The organism is Alkalihalobacterium alkalinitrilicum, from assembly GCF_002019605.1.
Classification (GTDB): Bacteria; Bacillota; Bacilli; order Bacillales; family Bacillaceae_F; genus Alkalihalobacterium; species Alkalihalobacterium alkalinitrilicum.
Window position 1 is genome coordinate 473533 of sequence record NZ_KV917368.1, and the last position, 17424, is coordinate 490956.

General features: G+C 35.7%; 16 protein-coding genes and 2 pseudogenes. 14 read left to right on the forward strand and 4 right to left on the reverse strand.

What is annotated here, in order from left to right:
- Positions 1 to 37 precede the first annotated feature (37 nt).
- The 9 genes and pseudogenes from BK574_RS02320 to BK574_RS26825 all read left to right on the forward strand — a co-directional run.
- Positions 38 to 585: pseudogene (locus BK574_RS02320) on the forward strand (O-methyltransferase).
- A 199-nt stretch (positions 586 to 784) separates the two neighbouring features.
- Positions 785 to 2221 carry a MocR-like pyridoxine biosynthesis transcription factor PdxR gene (gene pdxR / locus BK574_RS02325; RefSeq protein ID WP_078427329.1) on the forward strand — a complete coding sequence of 479 codons (1437 nt, stop codon included), beginning with the start codon at positions 785 to 787 and terminating at the stop codon, positions 2219 to 2221.
- 173 nt (positions 2222 to 2394) lie between these two features.
- The gene (locus BK574_RS02330) at positions 2395 to 2580 is read left to right on the forward strand and encodes a hypothetical protein (protein ID WP_078427330.1); all 186 of its coding nucleotides are present in this window, start codon (positions 2395 to 2397) and stop codon (positions 2578 to 2580) included.
- A gap of 48 nt (positions 2581 to 2628) precedes the next feature.
- On the forward strand, positions 2629 to 3516 hold the full coding sequence (locus BK574_RS02335; protein ID WP_078427331.1) for a DMT family transporter: 888 nt from the start codon (positions 2629 to 2631) through the stop codon (positions 3514 to 3516).
- Positions 3517 to 3765: 249 nt separating this feature from the next.
- On the forward strand, positions 3766 to 3918 hold the full coding sequence (locus BK574_RS29105) for a hypothetical protein (protein ID WP_158211501.1): 153 nt from the start codon (positions 3766 to 3768) through the stop codon (positions 3916 to 3918).
- 45 nt (positions 3919 to 3963) lie between these two features.
- Complete coding sequence (locus tag BK574_RS02340) at positions 3964 to 4743, forward strand: Cof-type HAD-IIB family hydrolase (RefSeq protein WP_078427332.1); 780 nt, start codon at positions 3964 to 3966, stop codon at positions 4741 to 4743.
- A 132-nt stretch (positions 4744 to 4875) separates the two neighbouring features.
- The gene (locus tag BK574_RS27820) at positions 4876 to 5013 is read left to right on the forward strand and encodes a hypothetical protein (RefSeq protein WP_169917333.1); all 138 of its coding nucleotides are present in this window, start codon (positions 4876 to 4878) and stop codon (positions 5011 to 5013) included.
- A gap of 151 nt (positions 5014 to 5164) precedes the next feature.
- A complete protein-coding gene (locus tag BK574_RS02345) occupies positions 5165 to 5800 on the forward strand; it encodes an FMN-dependent NADH-azoreductase (protein WP_078427333.1) in 636 nt (211 codons plus the stop codon).
- A 215-nt stretch (positions 5801 to 6015) separates the two neighbouring features.
- Positions 6016 to 6174, forward strand: a pseudogene (locus tag BK574_RS26825) (hotdog family protein); the annotation flags it as partial.
- Between the two features lie 105 nt (positions 6175 to 6279).
- Here BK574_RS26825 and BK574_RS02350 read toward each other — a convergent pair.
- The gene (locus BK574_RS02350; protein WP_078427334.1) at positions 6280 to 6726 is read right to left on the reverse strand and encodes a DUF2512 family protein; all 447 of its coding nucleotides are present in this window, start codon (positions 6724 to 6726) and stop codon (positions 6280 to 6282) included.
- 347 nt (positions 6727 to 7073) lie between these two features.
- Between BK574_RS02350 and BK574_RS02355 the strand changes: the two genes are divergently transcribed.
- The 5 genes from BK574_RS02355 to BK574_RS02375 all read left to right on the forward strand — a co-directional run bounded on the left by BK574_RS02355 (position 7074) and on the right by BK574_RS02375 (position 14258).
- Positions 7074 to 8591, forward strand: a complete 1518-nt coding sequence (locus BK574_RS02355) for a hypothetical protein (protein WP_078427335.1) — start codon at positions 7074 to 7076, stop codon at positions 8589 to 8591.
- A gap of 85 nt (positions 8592 to 8676) precedes the next feature.
- Positions 8677 to 9804, forward strand: a complete 1128-nt coding sequence (locus BK574_RS02360) for an NADH-dependent flavin oxidoreductase (protein WP_078427336.1) — start codon at positions 8677 to 8679, stop codon at positions 9802 to 9804.
- A gap of 333 nt (positions 9805 to 10137) precedes the next feature.
- Positions 10138 to 11109 carry an aldo/keto reductase gene (locus BK574_RS02365; RefSeq protein ID WP_075386504.1) on the forward strand — a complete coding sequence of 324 codons (972 nt, stop codon included), beginning with the start codon at positions 10138 to 10140 and terminating at the stop codon, positions 11107 to 11109.
- A gap of 269 nt (positions 11110 to 11378) precedes the next feature.
- Entirely contained in the window at positions 11379 to 12164 is a 786-nt protein-coding gene (locus tag BK574_RS02370; protein WP_075386505.1) for an IucA/IucC family C-terminal-domain containing protein, read from the forward strand.
- Positions 12165 to 12314: 150 nt separating this feature from the next.
- Entirely contained in the window at positions 12315 to 14258 is a 1944-nt protein-coding gene (locus tag BK574_RS02375) for an IucA/IucC family protein (protein ID WP_158211502.1), read from the forward strand.
- Between the two features lie 47 nt (positions 14259 to 14305).
- Here BK574_RS02375 and BK574_RS02380 read toward each other — a convergent pair whose 3' ends face one another.
- The 3 genes from BK574_RS02380 to BK574_RS02390 are packed head-to-tail and all read right to left on the reverse strand — an operon-like array spanning position 14306 to position 17221.
- The gene (locus BK574_RS02380; RefSeq protein WP_078430756.1) at positions 14306 to 15139 is read right to left on the reverse strand and encodes an ABC transporter ATP-binding protein; all 834 of its coding nucleotides are present in this window, start codon (positions 15137 to 15139) and stop codon (positions 14306 to 14308) included.
- A 19-nt stretch (positions 15140 to 15158) separates the two neighbouring features.
- Positions 15159 to 16214, reverse strand: a complete 1056-nt coding sequence (locus tag BK574_RS02385; protein WP_078430757.1) for a FecCD family ABC transporter permease — start codon at positions 16212 to 16214, stop codon at positions 15159 to 15161.
- 2 nt (positions 16215 to 16216) lie between these two features.
- Entirely contained in the window at positions 16217 to 17221 is a 1005-nt protein-coding gene (locus BK574_RS02390) for a FecCD family ABC transporter permease (protein WP_078427338.1), read from the reverse strand.
- Between the last annotated feature and the right edge of the window lie 203 nt (positions 17222 to 17424).

Sequence of the window (17424 nt, forward strand, 5' to 3'; positions counted from 1 at the left end):
TTTGGAGGAAGTGATTTCTTCCATAACGAATAACGGAATGCCGTCCATATCGGTATCGCCAACCTCTGGAAAGCTTCTCACCATGCTTATATCCATTTCAGGTGCAAAAAATATTCTAGAAATTGGGGCACTTGGAGGTTGTAGTGGAATTTGTCTTGCATGAGGCTTCGGGAAAGAAGGGAAATTAACTTCCCTGGAATTAGAGGACAAATATGCTAAGCTAGCACAAAACAATCTATCAAAAGCTGGCTTTGGCGAACAAGTATCCTATATGACAGGAGAGGCTTTGCAAAGCCTTGAAAAATTAGTTTTTGATCAAAAGAAATTTGATTTTTTCTTTATTGATGCTGACAAAGAAAATTATGAAAATTACTTGGAATATTGCATTAGGCTGGCTGAAGCAGATGCTTTAATAGTTTCCGATAATGTCCTTGCGGGTGGTAGTGTAGCGGATCCGACGATTAAACCAAGACGGTATACTGAATTAATGAAGAAATTCAATGAAACTGTAGCAAATCACCTTCAATTGGAATCCCTGCTAATACCAATCGGTGATGGAATCCCCATTTAAAAGTAAAAAAATAAGAATGACATTTGAGTGGTGTTTTTCCTTTTGGGTCAAAGCAGTTCTGTTAAAGGTTTGTTTTTTACATAATAATGAAACAACTAAATTAACTGGTTTTAGAATGAATACAATATTTTCAATCGAGGTATTAAATTGTTTTCTTTTGAATTCGTTTTTTTTTAATCAGTTGATATTTGAAATAGGTTAGGAATGATTGCAATGAACTGGGTTCCAAATCGAGCTGAAAGGAAGCCAATATATAAGCAAATCGCAGAATATATTGAAAATGAAATTTCTTTGGGGAACTATCCACCAAATAGTGTGTTACCTTCAGAAAGGGAATTAGCAAAGGGGTTTTCAGTTAATCGCAGTACAATTGTTGCAGCGTATGATGAGCTTGAGTCAGTTGGATTGGTGGTAAGGATCAAGGGTAGTGGAACAAAGGTTAGTGGTGATATTTGGGGATTATTAAATAAAAGGATACCAAATTGGAACAAGTATGTTGAAGAGGGTTCATTTCCGCCCAATTTCCCAATTGTCCAGCGTCTTCGCCAACAAACTCAAGAAAATGACCTTATTAATTTCGTTAGTGGTGAATTATCTTCTGATTTGTTTCCAACCGAAAAGCTACAACACATTATGACTTCGGTTCCCTTTAAGGAGCATTTGGGTTACGACCATCCACAAGGAAATGACGCATTAAGGAGTGCAATATCTTTACACGTAAAACAATATAAACAAATTAACGCAACTCCAACATCCATTCTTATCACTTCAGGTGCTCAGCAAGCATTACATCTTATTGTCCAAAGTTTACTTAAACCTGGAGATTCTATTGCAATTGAAGATCCATCATACTGCTATTCACTACCTTTATTTCATTCAGCAGGATTACATATTCATCATTTACCAGTAGACGAAAAGGGTATTAATCCAGAGGATTTAGTAGAGCTGCATCGTAAACACCGAATTCGAATGGTCTTCGTTAATCCAGATTACCAAAATCCAACAGGGACGGTTCTAAGTCAAAGTAGGAGGAAATACCTTCTTGAAGTATCAGCGAAATTTGGCATCCCTGTTGTAGAAGACGACCCTTATAGTTTAACTACTTTTAGTGGAAAGATAAATCCAACTCTTAAATCAATGGACTTAAACGGAAATGTACTGTATATTAGTTCTCTTACAAAGATTGTTGCTTCAGGTTTGCGAATTGGATGGATCATAGGACCTACTCCAGTCATACAAAGGCTTGCAGACGTTAAGCAACAAGTTGACTTTGGACATAGTGTATTTCCTCAATGGATAGCACGGAATTTCTTAGAATTTAGTGACTTCGATATTCATATACAAACCTTGCGTAGTAGGTTAGAGCAACGTAAAAACTTACTTGTAAATAGTTTCAATGAATTAGTAGGGGATAAAGTTGAGATGATCATTCCAAATGGTGGAATTCATATGTGGTGCAAAATTAATACATTGGTTGATGATAAATTATTGATTGAAGAAGCTTTAAAGAGAGGGGTAGCGTTTGCTCCTGGTAGTATATTTGGTACTAAACGAGAATACTTACGGTTCACTTTTGGCAGATGTGAATTAGATAAGATTGACGAAGGTATTTCAAGGTTCCAAGCAGCCTTAAAAGATGCAATGCAGTAGTTAGTTATTGTTAAAGGCCGAGTATTGTTTACTTGGTCTTTTATATATTAGGGAATGAAAGTGGTTGGTTAAATAACGTATCAAGTGGATGGCTTCTTTAACTAAAATATCAATTAAAATAAAGTAAGCATTTAATACACACCTTTATTAATAGGGTGAAAGGGGGGCTACCTATGATAGGTTCAATGATATTAGCCTTTATTATTAGTGTTGTTGCAATTGTACTAACATTAAGGGTCACTAAAACGGAAGACAAAGAATATAACAGTCAAAAAAGTGCAGGAAATCTATTTAAAATGTACTTGTTGTTATTTCCAGTTGTTATTGTAAGTTTGATCGTTTATTGGATCTTTTTTTAAGTTTAACTAAATTAAATAATGTTTTTCTAAACATTGGAGGAATTTTGTTTGAATCGAATAAGTTATTGCTTCTTAGTACTGATAACAACGGCATTAATGGGATCTGCTTTTGCAATAGGAAAAATCGGATTAAATTATTCATCACCTATTTTGTTAGTCGCATTACGTTTTACAATGGCTGGTATAATAATGGGGGCAATGGTTTGGGTTTTTAAAAGAGAACATCCCAAAAAAATAATGGATTGGTTGAAAATAGCTGTTATAGGCTTATTCCAAACTGCAGGTGTAATGGGGTGTATATTTGTCGGGTTAAGAACGATATCCGCTGGAGAATTATCCATACTAACATTTACCAATCCACTATTAGTCGTTGCTTTAGGGACCATCTTTTTGAAAATTAGGTATAATCCGCAACAATGGTTGGGTGTTTTTTTAGGTTTTATCGGAGTCTATATTACGCTTGGAGCAAACTTAGATTTTAAAATTGGAACTCTGTTAGGAATTTTATCTGCAGTTTCATGGGCGATCGGAACAATTTTAATTAAGATCTGGGGGCTTCGCTTTGACATATGGGTATTAACTGCCTATCAAATGTTTTTTGGAGGAATTATTTTATTTTTCTTAAGTTTACTGATTGAAAAACCTTATTTTATAGTAGAATTCAATTCTATTTTTATTTTGTTATGGCTTACCATCATGGCATCAATTATTCAATTTGCTGGCTGGTTTTATCTAATACAAAAAGGAGACTCAGGAAAAGTGAGTGCATTTTTATTTTTAGCGCCATTTTTCGGTGTCCTTTCTGGCTGGTTATTACTAAATGAACAATTAGATGTGAATGTATTAGCGGGAGGACTATTTATTTTTTCGGGGATATTTTTAGTTAATTGGCAAGTTACATTAAAAAAGACAAAGGATATAATGAAAATAGCATAAAAGGGATTTCCTTGAATGGGATCGAACAGGTATTGTTTTCCGTAATCTACCCGAAATAATCTTTAAAAGGTGGGAAAAAGCTAAGTATTACACTTCATAAGAGAGAACAATAAGTCTAAGGGCCAATATACTTGGTCCTTTTTTATTACTGTTGATAGCAACAACTTGACATGAAACGGGTTTCATCTTTTACACTCGTAACAATTAACAGAAGAGGAGGGTTCTTATGTTATTGTTTATAAAATTTTTATGGAAGCATTAGACTACTTGTATAAAAAAGGTCATCAAAAAATCGGTTATTGTATAGGTAGAAAATCAGGGAATAGTCAACTTCGTCAGCTTGATAGTGATTTATCAAACAAGGAATTAACTTTTTGTTTGATTGAAAGAGGAACAGTTTAATGTAAAATATACCATCTCAAATACAACGAGAAAGAAGGAATAATCGTGACAAAACAAAGCGTAATTTTCTTTGATATTGACGGAACATTACTTAATCATGATAAAAAATTACCAACTTCTACAAAAGAAGCCGTTTTCCAATTAAAAGAAAAAGGGCATATTGTAGCGATTGCAACAGGTCGTGCTCCTTTTATGTTTGAAGGGTTACGAAAAGAATTAGATATTCATACATTTGTGAGTTATAACGGGCAATACGTCGTGTTAAATGGCGAAGTATTGCATACAAATCCATTAAAAATTTCATCACTTGAAAAATTAACAGAAACAGCTCTTCAAAATGATCATCCAATTGTCTTTATGGACCATGAAGATATGAAAGCGAATGTCCCTGACCATCCTTATATTATGGAGAGCATTGGTACGTTAAAATTAGATCTTTTTCCTTCACATGATCCTAGTTATTATAAAGGGCGTGAATTGTATCAATCATTACTCTTTTGCCCAAAGGGAGAAGAAAAGCATTATGTACGGGAGTATCATGACTTTGATTTTGTCAGGTGGCATCCTGTTTCAGTTGATGTTCTTCCAAAGGGAGGTTCAAAAGCAATCGGAATTGAAAAGATTGTTCAAAAACTCGGATTACCAGAAGAGCGTCAGTATGCTTTTGGAGATGGGCTAAATGATATGGAAATGTTGTCGACTGTAAAAAATAGTGTGGCCATGGGAAATGCAGAAGAAAAAGTAAAGGAAGTCGCAAAATATATTACAAAGTCCGTCGAAGACGAAGGAATTTTACATGGTCTTAAAAAGGTAGGTTTGTTATAAGTTACATATTATTTATTAAGAGGTTTACTGGTTAAACTTCGAAAAAATGTATTTTACGGATTAGTCTTCCGATAGTAATAAATAACTAGTAAAATAGTGGTTACAATACTATTGATGGAGGTGAATTTACACATGGAAAATAAACCATTACATTACGATGGAAGTATTCAAAACAGTGAAAATAAAGAAAGTGATGCTAACAATGAAACATTTGTACTAACAGATGAAGTCCGAAAAAATTTAAGTGGAAATCCATTTATGAACAATTAAATGAAATCATTTCTAAAGGGTGGCTTTTAAAATAGCACATCCTTTTTTTTATAAGCAGTATCTTGAATTAAATATATCAATTCGAGATAAGGTATATATATTGATATTTGACACAGATTATAAAGAATAACCGGAAGAGAGGAAGTTAAAAATGGCAAAAGTATTGTACATCACAGCTCATCCACACGATGATACACAATCTTATAGTATGGCAGTAGGAAAGGCTTTTATTGATACTTACAAAGAAGCTAATCCAAATGATGAAATTGTGAATATTGACCTTTATAAGGAAAATATTCCGTATATTGATGTAGATGTTTTTAGTGGTTGGGGTAAGCTCCAGTCTGGGAAGGGATTTGAAGAACTTTCATCAGAGGAGCAAGTAAAAGTAGGTAGACTCTCAGAACTATGTGAGCAGTTTATATCAGCTGATAAATATGTATTTGTCACACCTTTATGGAATTTTTCTTTCCCACCCATATTAAAAGCCTATATTGATGCCGTGTCTGTGGCTGGTAAAACATTTAAATATACAGAACAAGGTCCAGTCGGTCTATTGACTGATAAAAAAGCATTACATATACAAGCGCGTGGTGGAATTTATTCAGAAGGACCTGCTGCTCAAATGGAAATGGGGCATCGTTATTTAAACATCATCATGCAATTCTATGGAGTACCTTCATTTGAAGGCTTATTTGTAGAAGGTCATGCTGCAATGCCAGATAAGGCACAAGAAATAAAAGATAACGCGATTGCAAGAGCTAAGGATTTAGCTCATACTTTTTAGACTAAGGAGCCAACACTTGTTGGCTTATTTGTATTATCTTCAACTAAAGGTAGTATTCCTGAAAAAGGTGAAATCCTACTCCCCCAGTTGGAGGCTGAAGTGTTAACTTGTTTAAAAACCCCCCTTGAGCATGTTGGTTATTATGTACATAGTTGTTTTAATTTTCAAAAATATTTATGATAATATAAGTATTTAATTTCAAGGGGGAAATTTATATGTTACTAAGTGTAGGAGATATAATAACGTTTGAACGGACTTTTACTGTAAGGGATGTTGAATTATTTACAGAAGTTTCGCGTGATGAAGGGGTTCACCATATAACCCCAGATGAACAGGGGAGACTTGTAGTTCAAGGGTTACTTACAGCAACTGTACTTCAGAGAAACTAAAGCCTTCGGTTTCAGAAGGCTTTAGTTTCTTTAACTTATTTTTTCTATTTTTTTATTTACTACTAGGAGCATCGGACCCCTTATCGTATATTAGTTATCGTCGTCTTTATTTTTCAATTGATGAACGTCTGGTTCTTCTGCAGCTTCCGTTTGTAAGTTAGCATGTGTCGGAGTAACCGCTGTATCTTCAAGTTCACCTATGAACACATACATTCCTAAATATTTATGGAAGAACCATTCACCTGCACCGATCCCAATAGCTGAAATAATGGAAATGCCTAATAGCGGTAAGGTAGAGAGCGTCCAACTGTAGATAAAAATAATAAAAAAAGCGACGGTCGTATCTATGAGACATGTGAGAATATTATTGATACGAGGCAACGCTAGTAGATCAATGAAAAAATAAGAAAGTAACGTATAAATAGTCGTGATGACAATTACGTGTCCAATCGGCATCGTAATTCCTAAGGTTAAAACGAAGAACAATAAAAGTGCGGTAACCAAAAATTTAATAAGTAACGGACGTAAATGCTTCATATGGGGAAAAATCCTTTCCAATGAATTTCTTACTTTCCTGTACTATGCCCCTGAATAATGTTGATTATTCAATTTACGATCAAAGCATAAACTGTTAGTTAGAAAACGATAAATTTATTATGTAAGCTAGAGGAATATTAACTATATTAATGTTATGTAAACTTATAATAAGGAAATAAAGTACAGCTTCCTACATACATTTTCATATGTTACAAATTTTCATAGACCAACTCGTTTCTCCACTGCAACAACTTCCGTATTATCCCCAAACCTATGGTAAACTGTAAATAAATTCTAAAGGTATTTATTAAAGTAAATAATTAAATGACGTAAAAGGGGTTATGAATATGGGCGTTCCTCTTTCTAATTACACTGTGTTAAAATATTTAGCTGACAGCGTGGAACCGAGTAAACGAAATCGAGAAAGTATTGCAATGGAATTAGCGATCGATTCTTTAAAGAACTACAGTGTATTTGCTTTTATTATTCATGATCTAGTTCTTCATAAAGACTTCCATGAACTTTTAGAAAAACAGTTTAGAAGCCTTCATAATTCTTCAGGGGAGCATTTAGTATTTTTTGGTTTAGTGGATTCACCTAAAAAACATTGTTTAGTAGGGAAAACCCCTTTTTATACGGATGTACGGGACATGGTTGAATTGTATGAGTCAGAAGAACAGGACGAAATAGATCCGAGTTATTCCGCGTTTGCGATTGCTAACAGTTTAAATATTCAACCTGACATGTTACCAGCGATCGTCGTCACTCATGATACACGTTTAAAGTCGTATCGTTGGTATAAGACTTGTCCTGATAAAATAGAAACACAAATGAGTAGGCTAACAAGTATCTCGTACGACATGTTCGCCTATAAGAACAAAGAACAGCTTTCTTTAGATGACAAACAAAACATTTTGTACAAATTGCTAGATGATGCGGACCTCGACCTCTGTAAAGGAATGGGTACAACTCAATTGACTGAAAGTATGGCAAGGGCGTTATCGGATTTATTAAGTTTTTTAATCGAACAAGATAAAGATAGTGCTTTTTTTAGAAGAGAAAGGCGAACACTGCAAATTTCAAATCAACAACAAAATTATTCATTAATCAAGTTGGTTGAAACATTGAAACATTTAAAATTAAAATTATCACAAGCTGAGTTAGATGATGTTGACAGTCATATGTTTTTCGCTCGTATTGAAGAGCTCAGTATTAAACTTGCTATTTATTTATCGTTATTGCATAAAAATAGCCATGTAGAGAAAATAAATGGAATTTCCTTTCAAAAGGATTGGTTAGAAACACATTCTTTTCATTTATACCAAACAGCTCTTGAAGTGAAAGAATTTCTTCATAGAAAAGATGAAACGGTTGACTATTCACCTAGTGCCATTTGTTTTGCGAAAATGTTTGAAAATGAGATTAATTATTCTTTGGTTCATTGGGTACGGCAACAATATTCGATCCAATTACCAGAATTTTTCAATAAAGTTCAACCAGGTGTACAAGCTGTTGTACCTGTAGGTGATCAAGGTTATTCTGTTGATTTAAACTGCAAGAGAAGAGGAGAATGGCTCCCACCTGAGATCGGAAAATCAAAAAATATCGCAAGGTTTTCTTTAAAAAAAGAGGATTGGGATACAATGGGCATACTAAACCCAAAATTATTTCTATCGGAATGGGATAAAATTCATAAACTCCGAAATAAAGCAGCACATCCCCATAAGGTGTCATATCCAGAATTAAGTGAAATGCAACAGTCTCTTTCCAATCTCGCTCGGAACCAAGTCTTTGAAAAGCTAGCGGACATAAAAAATAATTTTAAAAATATACCGCTTAATTCAAGGGACCGAACATTAAAATAATAGGGTATGCTATAGGCATAATAGTTGAATAATGAACGAGTATTCCTTAGAATTAATATACTCTTACAAATTGGAGGTTCGTCCTATGAATGAAAATTATCAATCATTGTTTGAAGGGTTTTCTTTTAAGCGTGGAGTCGACTTGAAAAATCGAATTGTGATGGCTCCGATGACTAACTTTGCATCTGAACCAAATGGAATGGTTAGTGAAGAAGAACTAGCTTATTATAGGGAACGCACGGGTGGAATAGGGGCTGTCATAACGGCAGTCGCTTATGTCACTCGTGATGGTAAAGGATTTACAAATGAAATTAGTGCAGATTCGGATGAGATGATCCCAGGTCTAAGACGGTTAGCAGATACACTTAAAGGTGAGGGAGCTAAAGCAATTTTACAAATTTTCCATGCAGGAAGAATGGCACCACCTGAACTTTTAGAGGATGGTCAATCCGTAAGTGCCAGTGCGGTAGCAGCATTACGACCTGGTTTAGTCACGCCTAGGGAATTAACGGAAGCTGAAATTGAAACGATCATTCAAGCATTTGGCGATGCCACACGGCGAGCCATTGAAGCCGGGTTTGATGGAATTGAAATTCATGGTGCGAATACGTATTTAATTCAACAGTTCTTTTCACCCCATTCGAACCGTCGTACCGATAAGTGGGGAGGAACACTTGAAAAACGAATGACCTTCCCACTTGCCGTTATTGATGAAGTTAAAAGTACGGTTAACAAACATGCCAAGGAACCGTTTATTATCGGTTATCGTATTTCTCCAGAAGAAATGGAGGAGCCAGGCATTACAATGGATGATACATTAGTATTTGTAGATAAATTGGCAGATCAAGATTTGGATTATCTCCATATTTCAGTTCAGGACTTCTGGCAAGGATCCATACGTAATGAGGCGGATAAAAAGTCACGCGTAACGATGATCCATGAACAAGTAGGCAATAGAGTTCCTGTTATAGGTGTAGGGTCACTTCATACTCCAGACGATGTGAAAAAGGCAATGGCTACAGACGTGCCACTCATTGCTTTAGGGCGAGAATTAATCGTGGAACCAAAGTGGGTTCAAAAAGTACAAGCTGGTGAGGAAGGAAACATTGCAACAACATTAACAAAGCATGATCAGGAAAAATTGGTAGTACCTGATATATTGTGGGATAAAATTATCAACATACCTGGTTGGTTTCCAGTAGTTGAAAAATAAAACCTTTCTAGAAAGAGATAACATCAGACTGAAAGTCCTATTAATGGTAATATCAATATTATTCTATCAGTGGAGACGAATTTGATTTCGTCTCCTTGTTCACGTCTTTATGAAATCATCCTAAATCTACACGTTAAAGAAATGGAGTATTGAATTAAAAGGAGAATATTTTCAATCTTTTTTTGTAGTAAAATAGAAAGGTTAGAGGAAAACCCTCACTGATGGAAGTTTCACTTTATCTCTTGCTAGTTTTAAGGAATAAATTTATCATTATTAAGAGTAAGACTTTCTTTTGTTTCATACTATGAAAAACTAAACAGGTGGAGGGATTGGATGGAATATCGCACGGTTGGTAAAACAGGAATTAAAGTATCAAGCCTATGTTTTGGAACAATGTCATTTGGTGGAAATGCAGATAAAGAAACGTCAAAGGCAATGTTTAAACGGACTCGTGAGGTAGGTATAAACTTTTTTGATACCGCTAATATGTATAGCGACGGTTTGTCAGAAGAGATATTAGGTGAATGTATCGCTGATTGTCGCGATGAAGTGGTTATTGCTTCAAAAGTATACTTTCCAACAGGAAAAGATGTTAATGCGCGTGGTCTATCCCGCCGTCATATCATGCTTGAGGTAGAAAATACATTAAGAAGATTAAAAACAGATCGCCTTGATTTTTATTTCGTACATAAATTTGATGATGAAACGCCAATGGAAGAAACGCTTCGGGCATTAGACGATTTACAAGCGCAAGGAAAAATCCTTTATCCTGCAGTAAGTAATTGGGCGGCATGGCAAATCGCCAAAGCTTTAGGCATTTCTGCTAAAGAGCAGTTAGCGAGATTTGAGTTAATTCAACCGATGTATAACTTGGTGAAACGCCAATCAGAAGTCGAAATTTTACCACTCGCCAAGTCCGAACAACTAGGAGTTATTACATACAGTCCATTAGGCGGAGGATTATTGACTGGCAAGTATGGTGTCAATAATAAGCCCGCACAAGGAAGATTAGTGGAGCAAGAAATGTACACAAAGCGCTATAATGACAAAATGAATTTTGAAGTGGCGGAACGGTTTACTGCGTATGCAAATGAACAAGGAATCCATCCTGCGACATTAGCCGTTTCATGGGTAATGGCTCACCCAGGTGTGACAGCACCAATTATTGGCGCAAGAAATGTAGAACAACTTGAATATTCATTGGCAGCTCTCGATATCAATATGACACAAGAATGGCGAGATGAAATTTCAAGCTTATCAATTACACCATCTCCTGCAACAGACCGTACAGAAGAAATAGGATAACACTATTGTTAGTGCAAGAATTTATCTTTGTGTTTGATGACATATCATATGAGTTTCGGTCACCCTGCTACTTGAATGTGGCAGGGTATTTTTAAAGTTAATACCATGACATGAAAAACCTCCACTTTTAATTGACAATGATTATCAATACAGATAGGATTGTACTATACGCAAAATCAAATTCACTTAAAAACGCAGTGATCAATTAATACATATTGTAATGGAACGGTAGGATCAGGGCGAAGGATTGTTGGTTTTTGGAGGTTAAAATGCGTGAAGTATTATTATCCATAGATGAGCAAAAAAAACTAGAAGAATATCGGATTTGTTTTAAAGAAGAGGCAACTAGTGAGCTAACCATCGAAGTGAACGATATGCTTGATAGGCAAAAACTTGTTACTTACTTAGAAGAAATAAAACAAGAACTCCAAGCTCCAGACTTAATGGTAGCTGCTTCAGCATTTTCGAAACGATATAGTTACATTATTATTGCACCTGCCATTTATTCTTTTTTAATGTTAAATAAACAATTAGAAATGGATGTTAGTAATTTAACGATTTTGCCGTCTGTTTCAAATGAAAAGTGGTTGCCACGCCTTTATTTAAAAAAGCAAAAAGCACGTATTCCCGATACGGAAGAAGAACGCGAAAGTTGCCGAAATCAATTGTTTAAAACGATTTTTCAGCACCATCTAAGTTCACTTTGGAACGAGGTATCTCACCTGTGTAAAATTCCAAAACAAATCTTATGGGAAAATACATCGATTTATACTTTTTGGATTTTTGAGTCGTTGTTACAACAAACAGACCTTTCACCTGAAATCAGGGATAAAATCCAGATTGATTTTGATTTCTTACTTTATGAAACACAAAACTTAATTTTTGAAAATAATACAACTAATCCAATAGCTGCCTATTACGGCGAAAAAACCAATCTTGATGGTAAGGCGGTTCGCATACGGAAAACGTGTTGTTTTTATTATGCTATTTCTAAAGAAGGTGCAGTATGTAAAGGCTGTCCTAGAAGGTCTTTGTCTGAATGTTTGCAAAGCTAGCTTTCACTATATAGAAAATTATCCGATTACTTTTAGATGGGCAGTCATAAATATAAAGAGAACATGCAGCATTACGCTTAGCTAACATCATGTCTTTACATGATGTTAGCATTGCTTTTAAAAAATGAATATTGGGGCAGGAGGGGAAAGATGTTACTAACAAAATTAAACTTAGAAAAAAAAGAATTAGAAATGTATGAATTTATAAATGAAACTTACCCTGAATTGAAACATACGTATTTGCAAGTCGTCTCAAGCGCTCGCTTTATGATCATGGAAAGAATGGTAAATGCCTTGTTACGAGAGGGGTTTATAAAAAGTGAGGAGATAGATCATCAACTTTCCCAATCAAAAAAAGTCGTACTTACATTTTCTAAAGGGAAAATGATAATTCCAATTGCGAGAAAGTATAGCTACAACCGATTTGAACTGGCAAAGAACATTTCGTTTATGGATAATGAATTCTGTACTTCTGAAATTTATCATCCTATTCATTTAATTGAACTTATCGTTGAGAACATGCAGGAACAAGGAATGACACACACGAACTTACATGGCTTTCAAACAGAACTAGCAAATAGTGTTGCGAATATGGGGTTAGGATTATTATTCCAGAAAACAAAACATCAGGATTTGAAAATAATGTGTGAACAGCAAAGCTGGGGAAGTTGTATGGAATTAGTAGATGGGTTAGCTGGTGTTGATGCTCTCTTTGATCGCTCCTTGTTTTTTGAACAATTATGTGTGACAGGTCATCAGCTTCATCCTTGTACAAAGTCTAAAATGGGCTTAAGTATCGAGGAAATTATCCAGTTCTCTAGTGAATTTGATCAAGTGGTATCACTCCACTTTGTTGCGATACATAAAGAAGTAGCTTACCATAATCCGAATATTGACTTGTCGCAAGTAAATACATTTTGGTATAAAGAATATCCAGAGCTTCATGATCGCTTTTATACTAGTTGTCTAGAAAAAGAAGTAGATCCAAATCAATATATTATCCTCCCTGTTCATCCATGGCAGAAGAAACAAATACTGCCAACACTGTACGGAAATGAGCTCGAAACAGGAGATATTATTATTATTGAAAACTTTACCCTTCAAACGAAGCCAACCTTATCCGTTCGAACAGTGGCACCAATAGCTGAAGAGAAAAAGTTTCATTTTAAATTACCACTCAACATTCAAATGACGAGTGCAGTTCGAACGATCTCACCAAACTCCGTTCATAATGGGCCTGAATTAACGAAAATCCTTAAAAAGATATTAAAAAAAGAAAACTACTTCAATGGAAAATTGACTATTATTGGTGAAGATATTGGAGTCCGTTTCCATTCGACAATTGAAAAGGATAACTATTCGTACCATCGAAACAAAAATTTGGCAGTGTTGATAAGAAGTAACCCAGAGTCATTAATAAAAGAAAACGAACAGGCCGTAGTTGCCTGTGCATTATATAACCTATCTCCTGTAACAAACCAATTACTAGTATACGAGATCATTGAAAATTTTCATGTGCGTTATCCGTCCAATTCACTAACTGAAAATGTTAAATCCTTTTTTAAAAAATATATTGACGTCGTCCTAACTGGGGTGATCCCGTTAATGACGCAGTACGGGATTGGGCTAGAAGGTCATTTGCAAAACACGCTTATCGTTTTTAAAGACTACGAACCTATTCAAGCAATCATACGTGACTTAGGTGGAGTTAGAGTTTATCAAGAGCGATTAGAAAAACAAGGAATCTACGGAAGTTACTTTCCTAACTCTGTAACAATTGGTGATAATGTTGCTGAAATGCAAAATAAAGTCATTCATACTGTTTTTCAAAGTCAGTTGGGTGAACTCACATATCAAGTAGCGAAACAATATAATATAGACGAACAGCAACTTTGGGAAATAGTGAGAAATAAGTGCATTGATATCTTTTCGAACTTGAAAAAACAAGAAAACTTAAAAACTGATGTAGATTTAGATATGGAGACATTATTAGGGCCAACCGTTGAAACAAAAGCGTTGACAGTCATGCGATTAAAGGATGATGTCACGGATTATGCTTATATTAAAGTGCCAAATCCATTATATAAAAGCTAGTGTCGAAGCTAGTAAAAAAGGAGTAGACTCATGAGAGGCTACTCCTTCTAACTCATTTTTACTCTAGGTTTTCTACCTTTGCTATCCAATAAGCAACGCCCTTTACCAAATGGGATACATAAAGGGGTGCCAAAAATCGGATCACTCGTTACTTGGCATTCCATTCGAAATACTTCTCTTACAAGGTCACATGTGATGACATCTTCTGGCTTTCCTTGTTCATAAATTTGTTTGTTTTGGACCGCTACAATATGATGTGCATATCGACAGGCTAAGTTTAAATCGTGGAGGACCATGACGATCGTACGATTTTCCTTTTCATTTAACTCAAATAATAAATCCAAAATTTCAATTTGATGTGTCATATCTAAATAAGTGGTTGGCTCATCTAAAAGGATCGTATCTGTATCTTGAGCAAGTGTCATCGCAATCCACGCTCGCTGCCGCTGCCCACCAGATAGAGAATCTACTTGTCGCTCAGCTAATTCAGTTAGGTGTGTGGCTCTTAATGCCTCATAAACTTTCTTTTCGTCCTCATCAGACCATTGTTTTAACCAATTTTGATACGGGTAACGGCCTTGTTTGACTAACTGTAATACCGAAAGTCCTTCAGGAGCTTCTGGTCCTTGGGGAAGAACAGCCAATTGTTTGGCGATTTCTTTCGTTTGCATCTGTTGTATGGAAGTACCGTCTAGGACGATCGAACCCGTTTTTGGTTTTAATAATCGTGCAAGCGAACGTAGTAATGTCGATTTACCACAACCATTTCCACCGATAAAAACCGTAATGTTCCCTTTAGGAATTTGTAGGTTTAAATCCTCGATGATTATTGTATCTCCATAGCCTAGTGTTAAAGATTCTGTTTCAAGTCCAAGCCTCATCACGACTACCGCCTTTCTTTTATAGGTTTCTATGTTTATATAATAAATAAATGAAATAAGGAGCTCCAATCAGAGCAGTAAAGACACCTGCGGGAATTTCTGTAGGACCGAATATGACCCTCCCGATCAGATCGGCAACAATGACCAAAAGGGCACCCACTAATGCGGCAACTGGGATTAGTGCACCAAATGAAGAACCGACTAACTTTCTTGCGATATGTGGAGCAATTAATCCGACAAAACTAATCCCACCTGCAAAAGCAACTGCTCCTGCAGCAAAACCTGTACTTAGTAATAGGAGGAGTATTCGGTATTTTCCTACAGAACTGCCAACACCAGTAGCGATGGAATCCCCTAATTCTTGTACATTTAAATGTCTTATAGCGAAAACGAGGACGAAGAGTAAACATAATGTCCATGGTAATAAGATGGAGACATTTTGCCAGCTAGCTCCATAAATAGAGCCTGTCAGCCAAATCGTTGCTTGGCTCGCTCGATAAATAGGGCCCAATATCATAAATAAAGTTGTTAATGCTTGAGTTAAAGCAGATAGCCCAATTCCAATTAATATAAGTCGGATAGGTGAAATTCCATTTTTCCATGAGAGTAAATAGATAAAAATCGCAATCATCATCGAACCTAGAAAAGCAGCCAAAGGTAACCAATGAATACTTACGGTTAACGCATTATTTTTATCACTAAAAATCACTAAAAAAGAAACGACCGCAACGGCTCCTCCCCCCGTAATTCCGAGAATGTCTGGAGAAGCTAACGGATTTCTAACCAATCCTTGTAAAATCGCACCAGAAATGGCAAGACCTATCCCGACGAGTAGGGCTGTAATAATTCTCGGCAGTCGAAAAGAGTTGACGACTAAAGTTTCCATATCTGAGGCAGTTCCAAACCATGCTTTTATTACATTGACTGGGCTGATTTTCATATCTCCCAGTCCAGCACTCAGTAAAGCGAACAAAAAAGTGAATCCTAAAAGGATAACAAAGGTTAATAAAGCTTTTTGGTCGATTAAAAAGGAAACTTTTTCTTTTCCTAGACGCAATGATTTATATTTTTGCAGTTTCACGATTTAGTCAACCCCTTACGTGCAATATAAATGAAAAATGGAGTTCCAATGATAGCTGTCATGACTCCTACAGGAACTTCTTGTGGCATGATGACGTACCTGGCGCTGATGTCAGCAAAAAGTAATAAAATCCCTCCAATAATCGCACAGTAAGGGATCACCCATCGATAGTCAATCCCAACGAGATAACGGGCAATATGAGGTACCATAATCCCAATAAATCCGATTGGGCCAGCAATAGCAACAGACCCACCAGCTAAAAATATAATAATGATTGCTAAAACGAGTTTAATAACGCCTGTACGCTGGCCGAGCCCTTTAGCAACATCTTCACCCATCGTTAACAGATTAATGTTACGTGCCATAACAAGAGCTCCAATCCAGGCGATCACCATGTAAGGAAGAACACTTTGTAAGTATTCTAGTTTTCTGCCTTGAACTGAACCAGCTAACCAAAAAAGTACTTCCTCTAGTGCTTTTTCATTTAAGACGAGCATTCCTTGTGTTAACGAGGAGAACAATGCCCATATTGCAGCACCAGCTAATGTGAATTTCATCGGTGTTAATCCATCTCTTCCTAACGAACCGATGAAGTAAACCGTGACTGCGGCAACCGCGGCTCCTGCAAAAGCAATCCAGACAAAAGTTCCCAATGAAGTGATTGAAAAATATGATACGGCAAATACGATAAAAAAACTGGCACCAGCGTTAATGCCAAATATTTTTGGGTCGGCAAGAGGGTTTTTCGTCATTGCTTGCATTAAAGCTCCCGCAATTCCGAGACTTGCTCCGACAGCCGCTGCAATTAAAGCCCTTGGTAGACGTACTGTTTGGATAATAAGGTGTTCATTCGAACCATCAAAATGGATAAATGAATTTATAACCATTTTCCAAGTCGTGTTCGTATAACCATAGACAATACTGACACAAGTAAACAATAAAAATATTATGATACCAAGAAATAATGCTAGAGTTTTAGAACGTGTAGTTTGTAATAACATTTGTAACCCCTTCTACATAAAAATCGTAATTTGCAACTTACTTATCAAGTCTTTATTAAATATGTAGATCCTCATTTGACTTTTTTAGTCTATTTCACATGAGAACTATTGTCAATGATTTTGAAATTCATTATCAATTAACTGTTGACAAGTTATTAAACAAATTTTAAGATATTAATTGCAAATGAAAGTTATTATCAATT

What these genes read in the sequence shown, in the direction of transcription:
- pdxR (WP_078427329.1), top strand. Translation starts at nt 785, where the DNA reads ATGAACTGGGTTCCAAATCGAGCTGAAAGGAAGCCAATATATAAGCAA.
- BK574_RS02330 (WP_078427330.1), top strand. Translation starts at nt 2,395, where the DNA reads ATGATAGGTTCAATGATATTAGCCTTTATTATTAGTGTTGTTGCAATT.
- BK574_RS29105 (WP_158211501.1), top strand. Translation starts at nt 3,766, where the DNA reads ATGGAAGCATTAGACTACTTGTATAAAAAAGGTCATCAAAAAATCGGT.
- BK574_RS27820 (WP_169917333.1), top strand. Translation starts at nt 4,876, where the DNA reads ATGGAAAATAAACCATTACATTACGATGGAAGTATTCAAAACAGTGAA.
- BK574_RS02345 (WP_078427333.1), top strand. Translation starts at nt 5,165, where the DNA reads ATGGCAAAAGTATTGTACATCACAGCTCATCCACACGATGATACACAA.
- BK574_RS02350 (WP_078427334.1), bottom strand. Translation starts at nt 6,726, where the DNA reads ATGAAGCATTTACGTCCGTTACTTATTAAATTTTTGGTTACCGCACTT.
- BK574_RS02355 (WP_078427335.1), top strand. Translation starts at nt 7,074, where the DNA reads ATGGGCGTTCCTCTTTCTAATTACACTGTGTTAAAATATTTAGCTGAC.
- BK574_RS02360 (WP_078427336.1), top strand. Translation starts at nt 8,677, where the DNA reads ATGAATGAAAATTATCAATCATTGTTTGAAGGGTTTTCTTTTAAGCGT.
- BK574_RS02365 (WP_075386504.1), top strand. Translation starts at nt 10,138, where the DNA reads ATGGAATATCGCACGGTTGGTAAAACAGGAATTAAAGTATCAAGCCTA.
- BK574_RS02370 (WP_075386505.1), top strand. Translation starts at nt 11,379, where the DNA reads ATGCGTGAAGTATTATTATCCATAGATGAGCAAAAAAAACTAGAAGAA.
- BK574_RS02375 (WP_158211502.1), top strand. Translation starts at nt 12,315, where the DNA reads ATGTTACTAACAAAATTAAACTTAGAAAAAAAAGAATTAGAAATGTAT.
- BK574_RS02380 (WP_078430756.1), bottom strand. Translation starts at nt 15,139, where the DNA reads ATGAGGCTTGGACTTGAAACAGAATCTTTAACACTAGGCTATGGAGAT.
- BK574_RS02390 (WP_078427338.1), bottom strand. Translation starts at nt 17,221, where the DNA reads ATGTTATTACAAACTACACGTTCTAAAACTCTAGCATTATTTCTTGGT.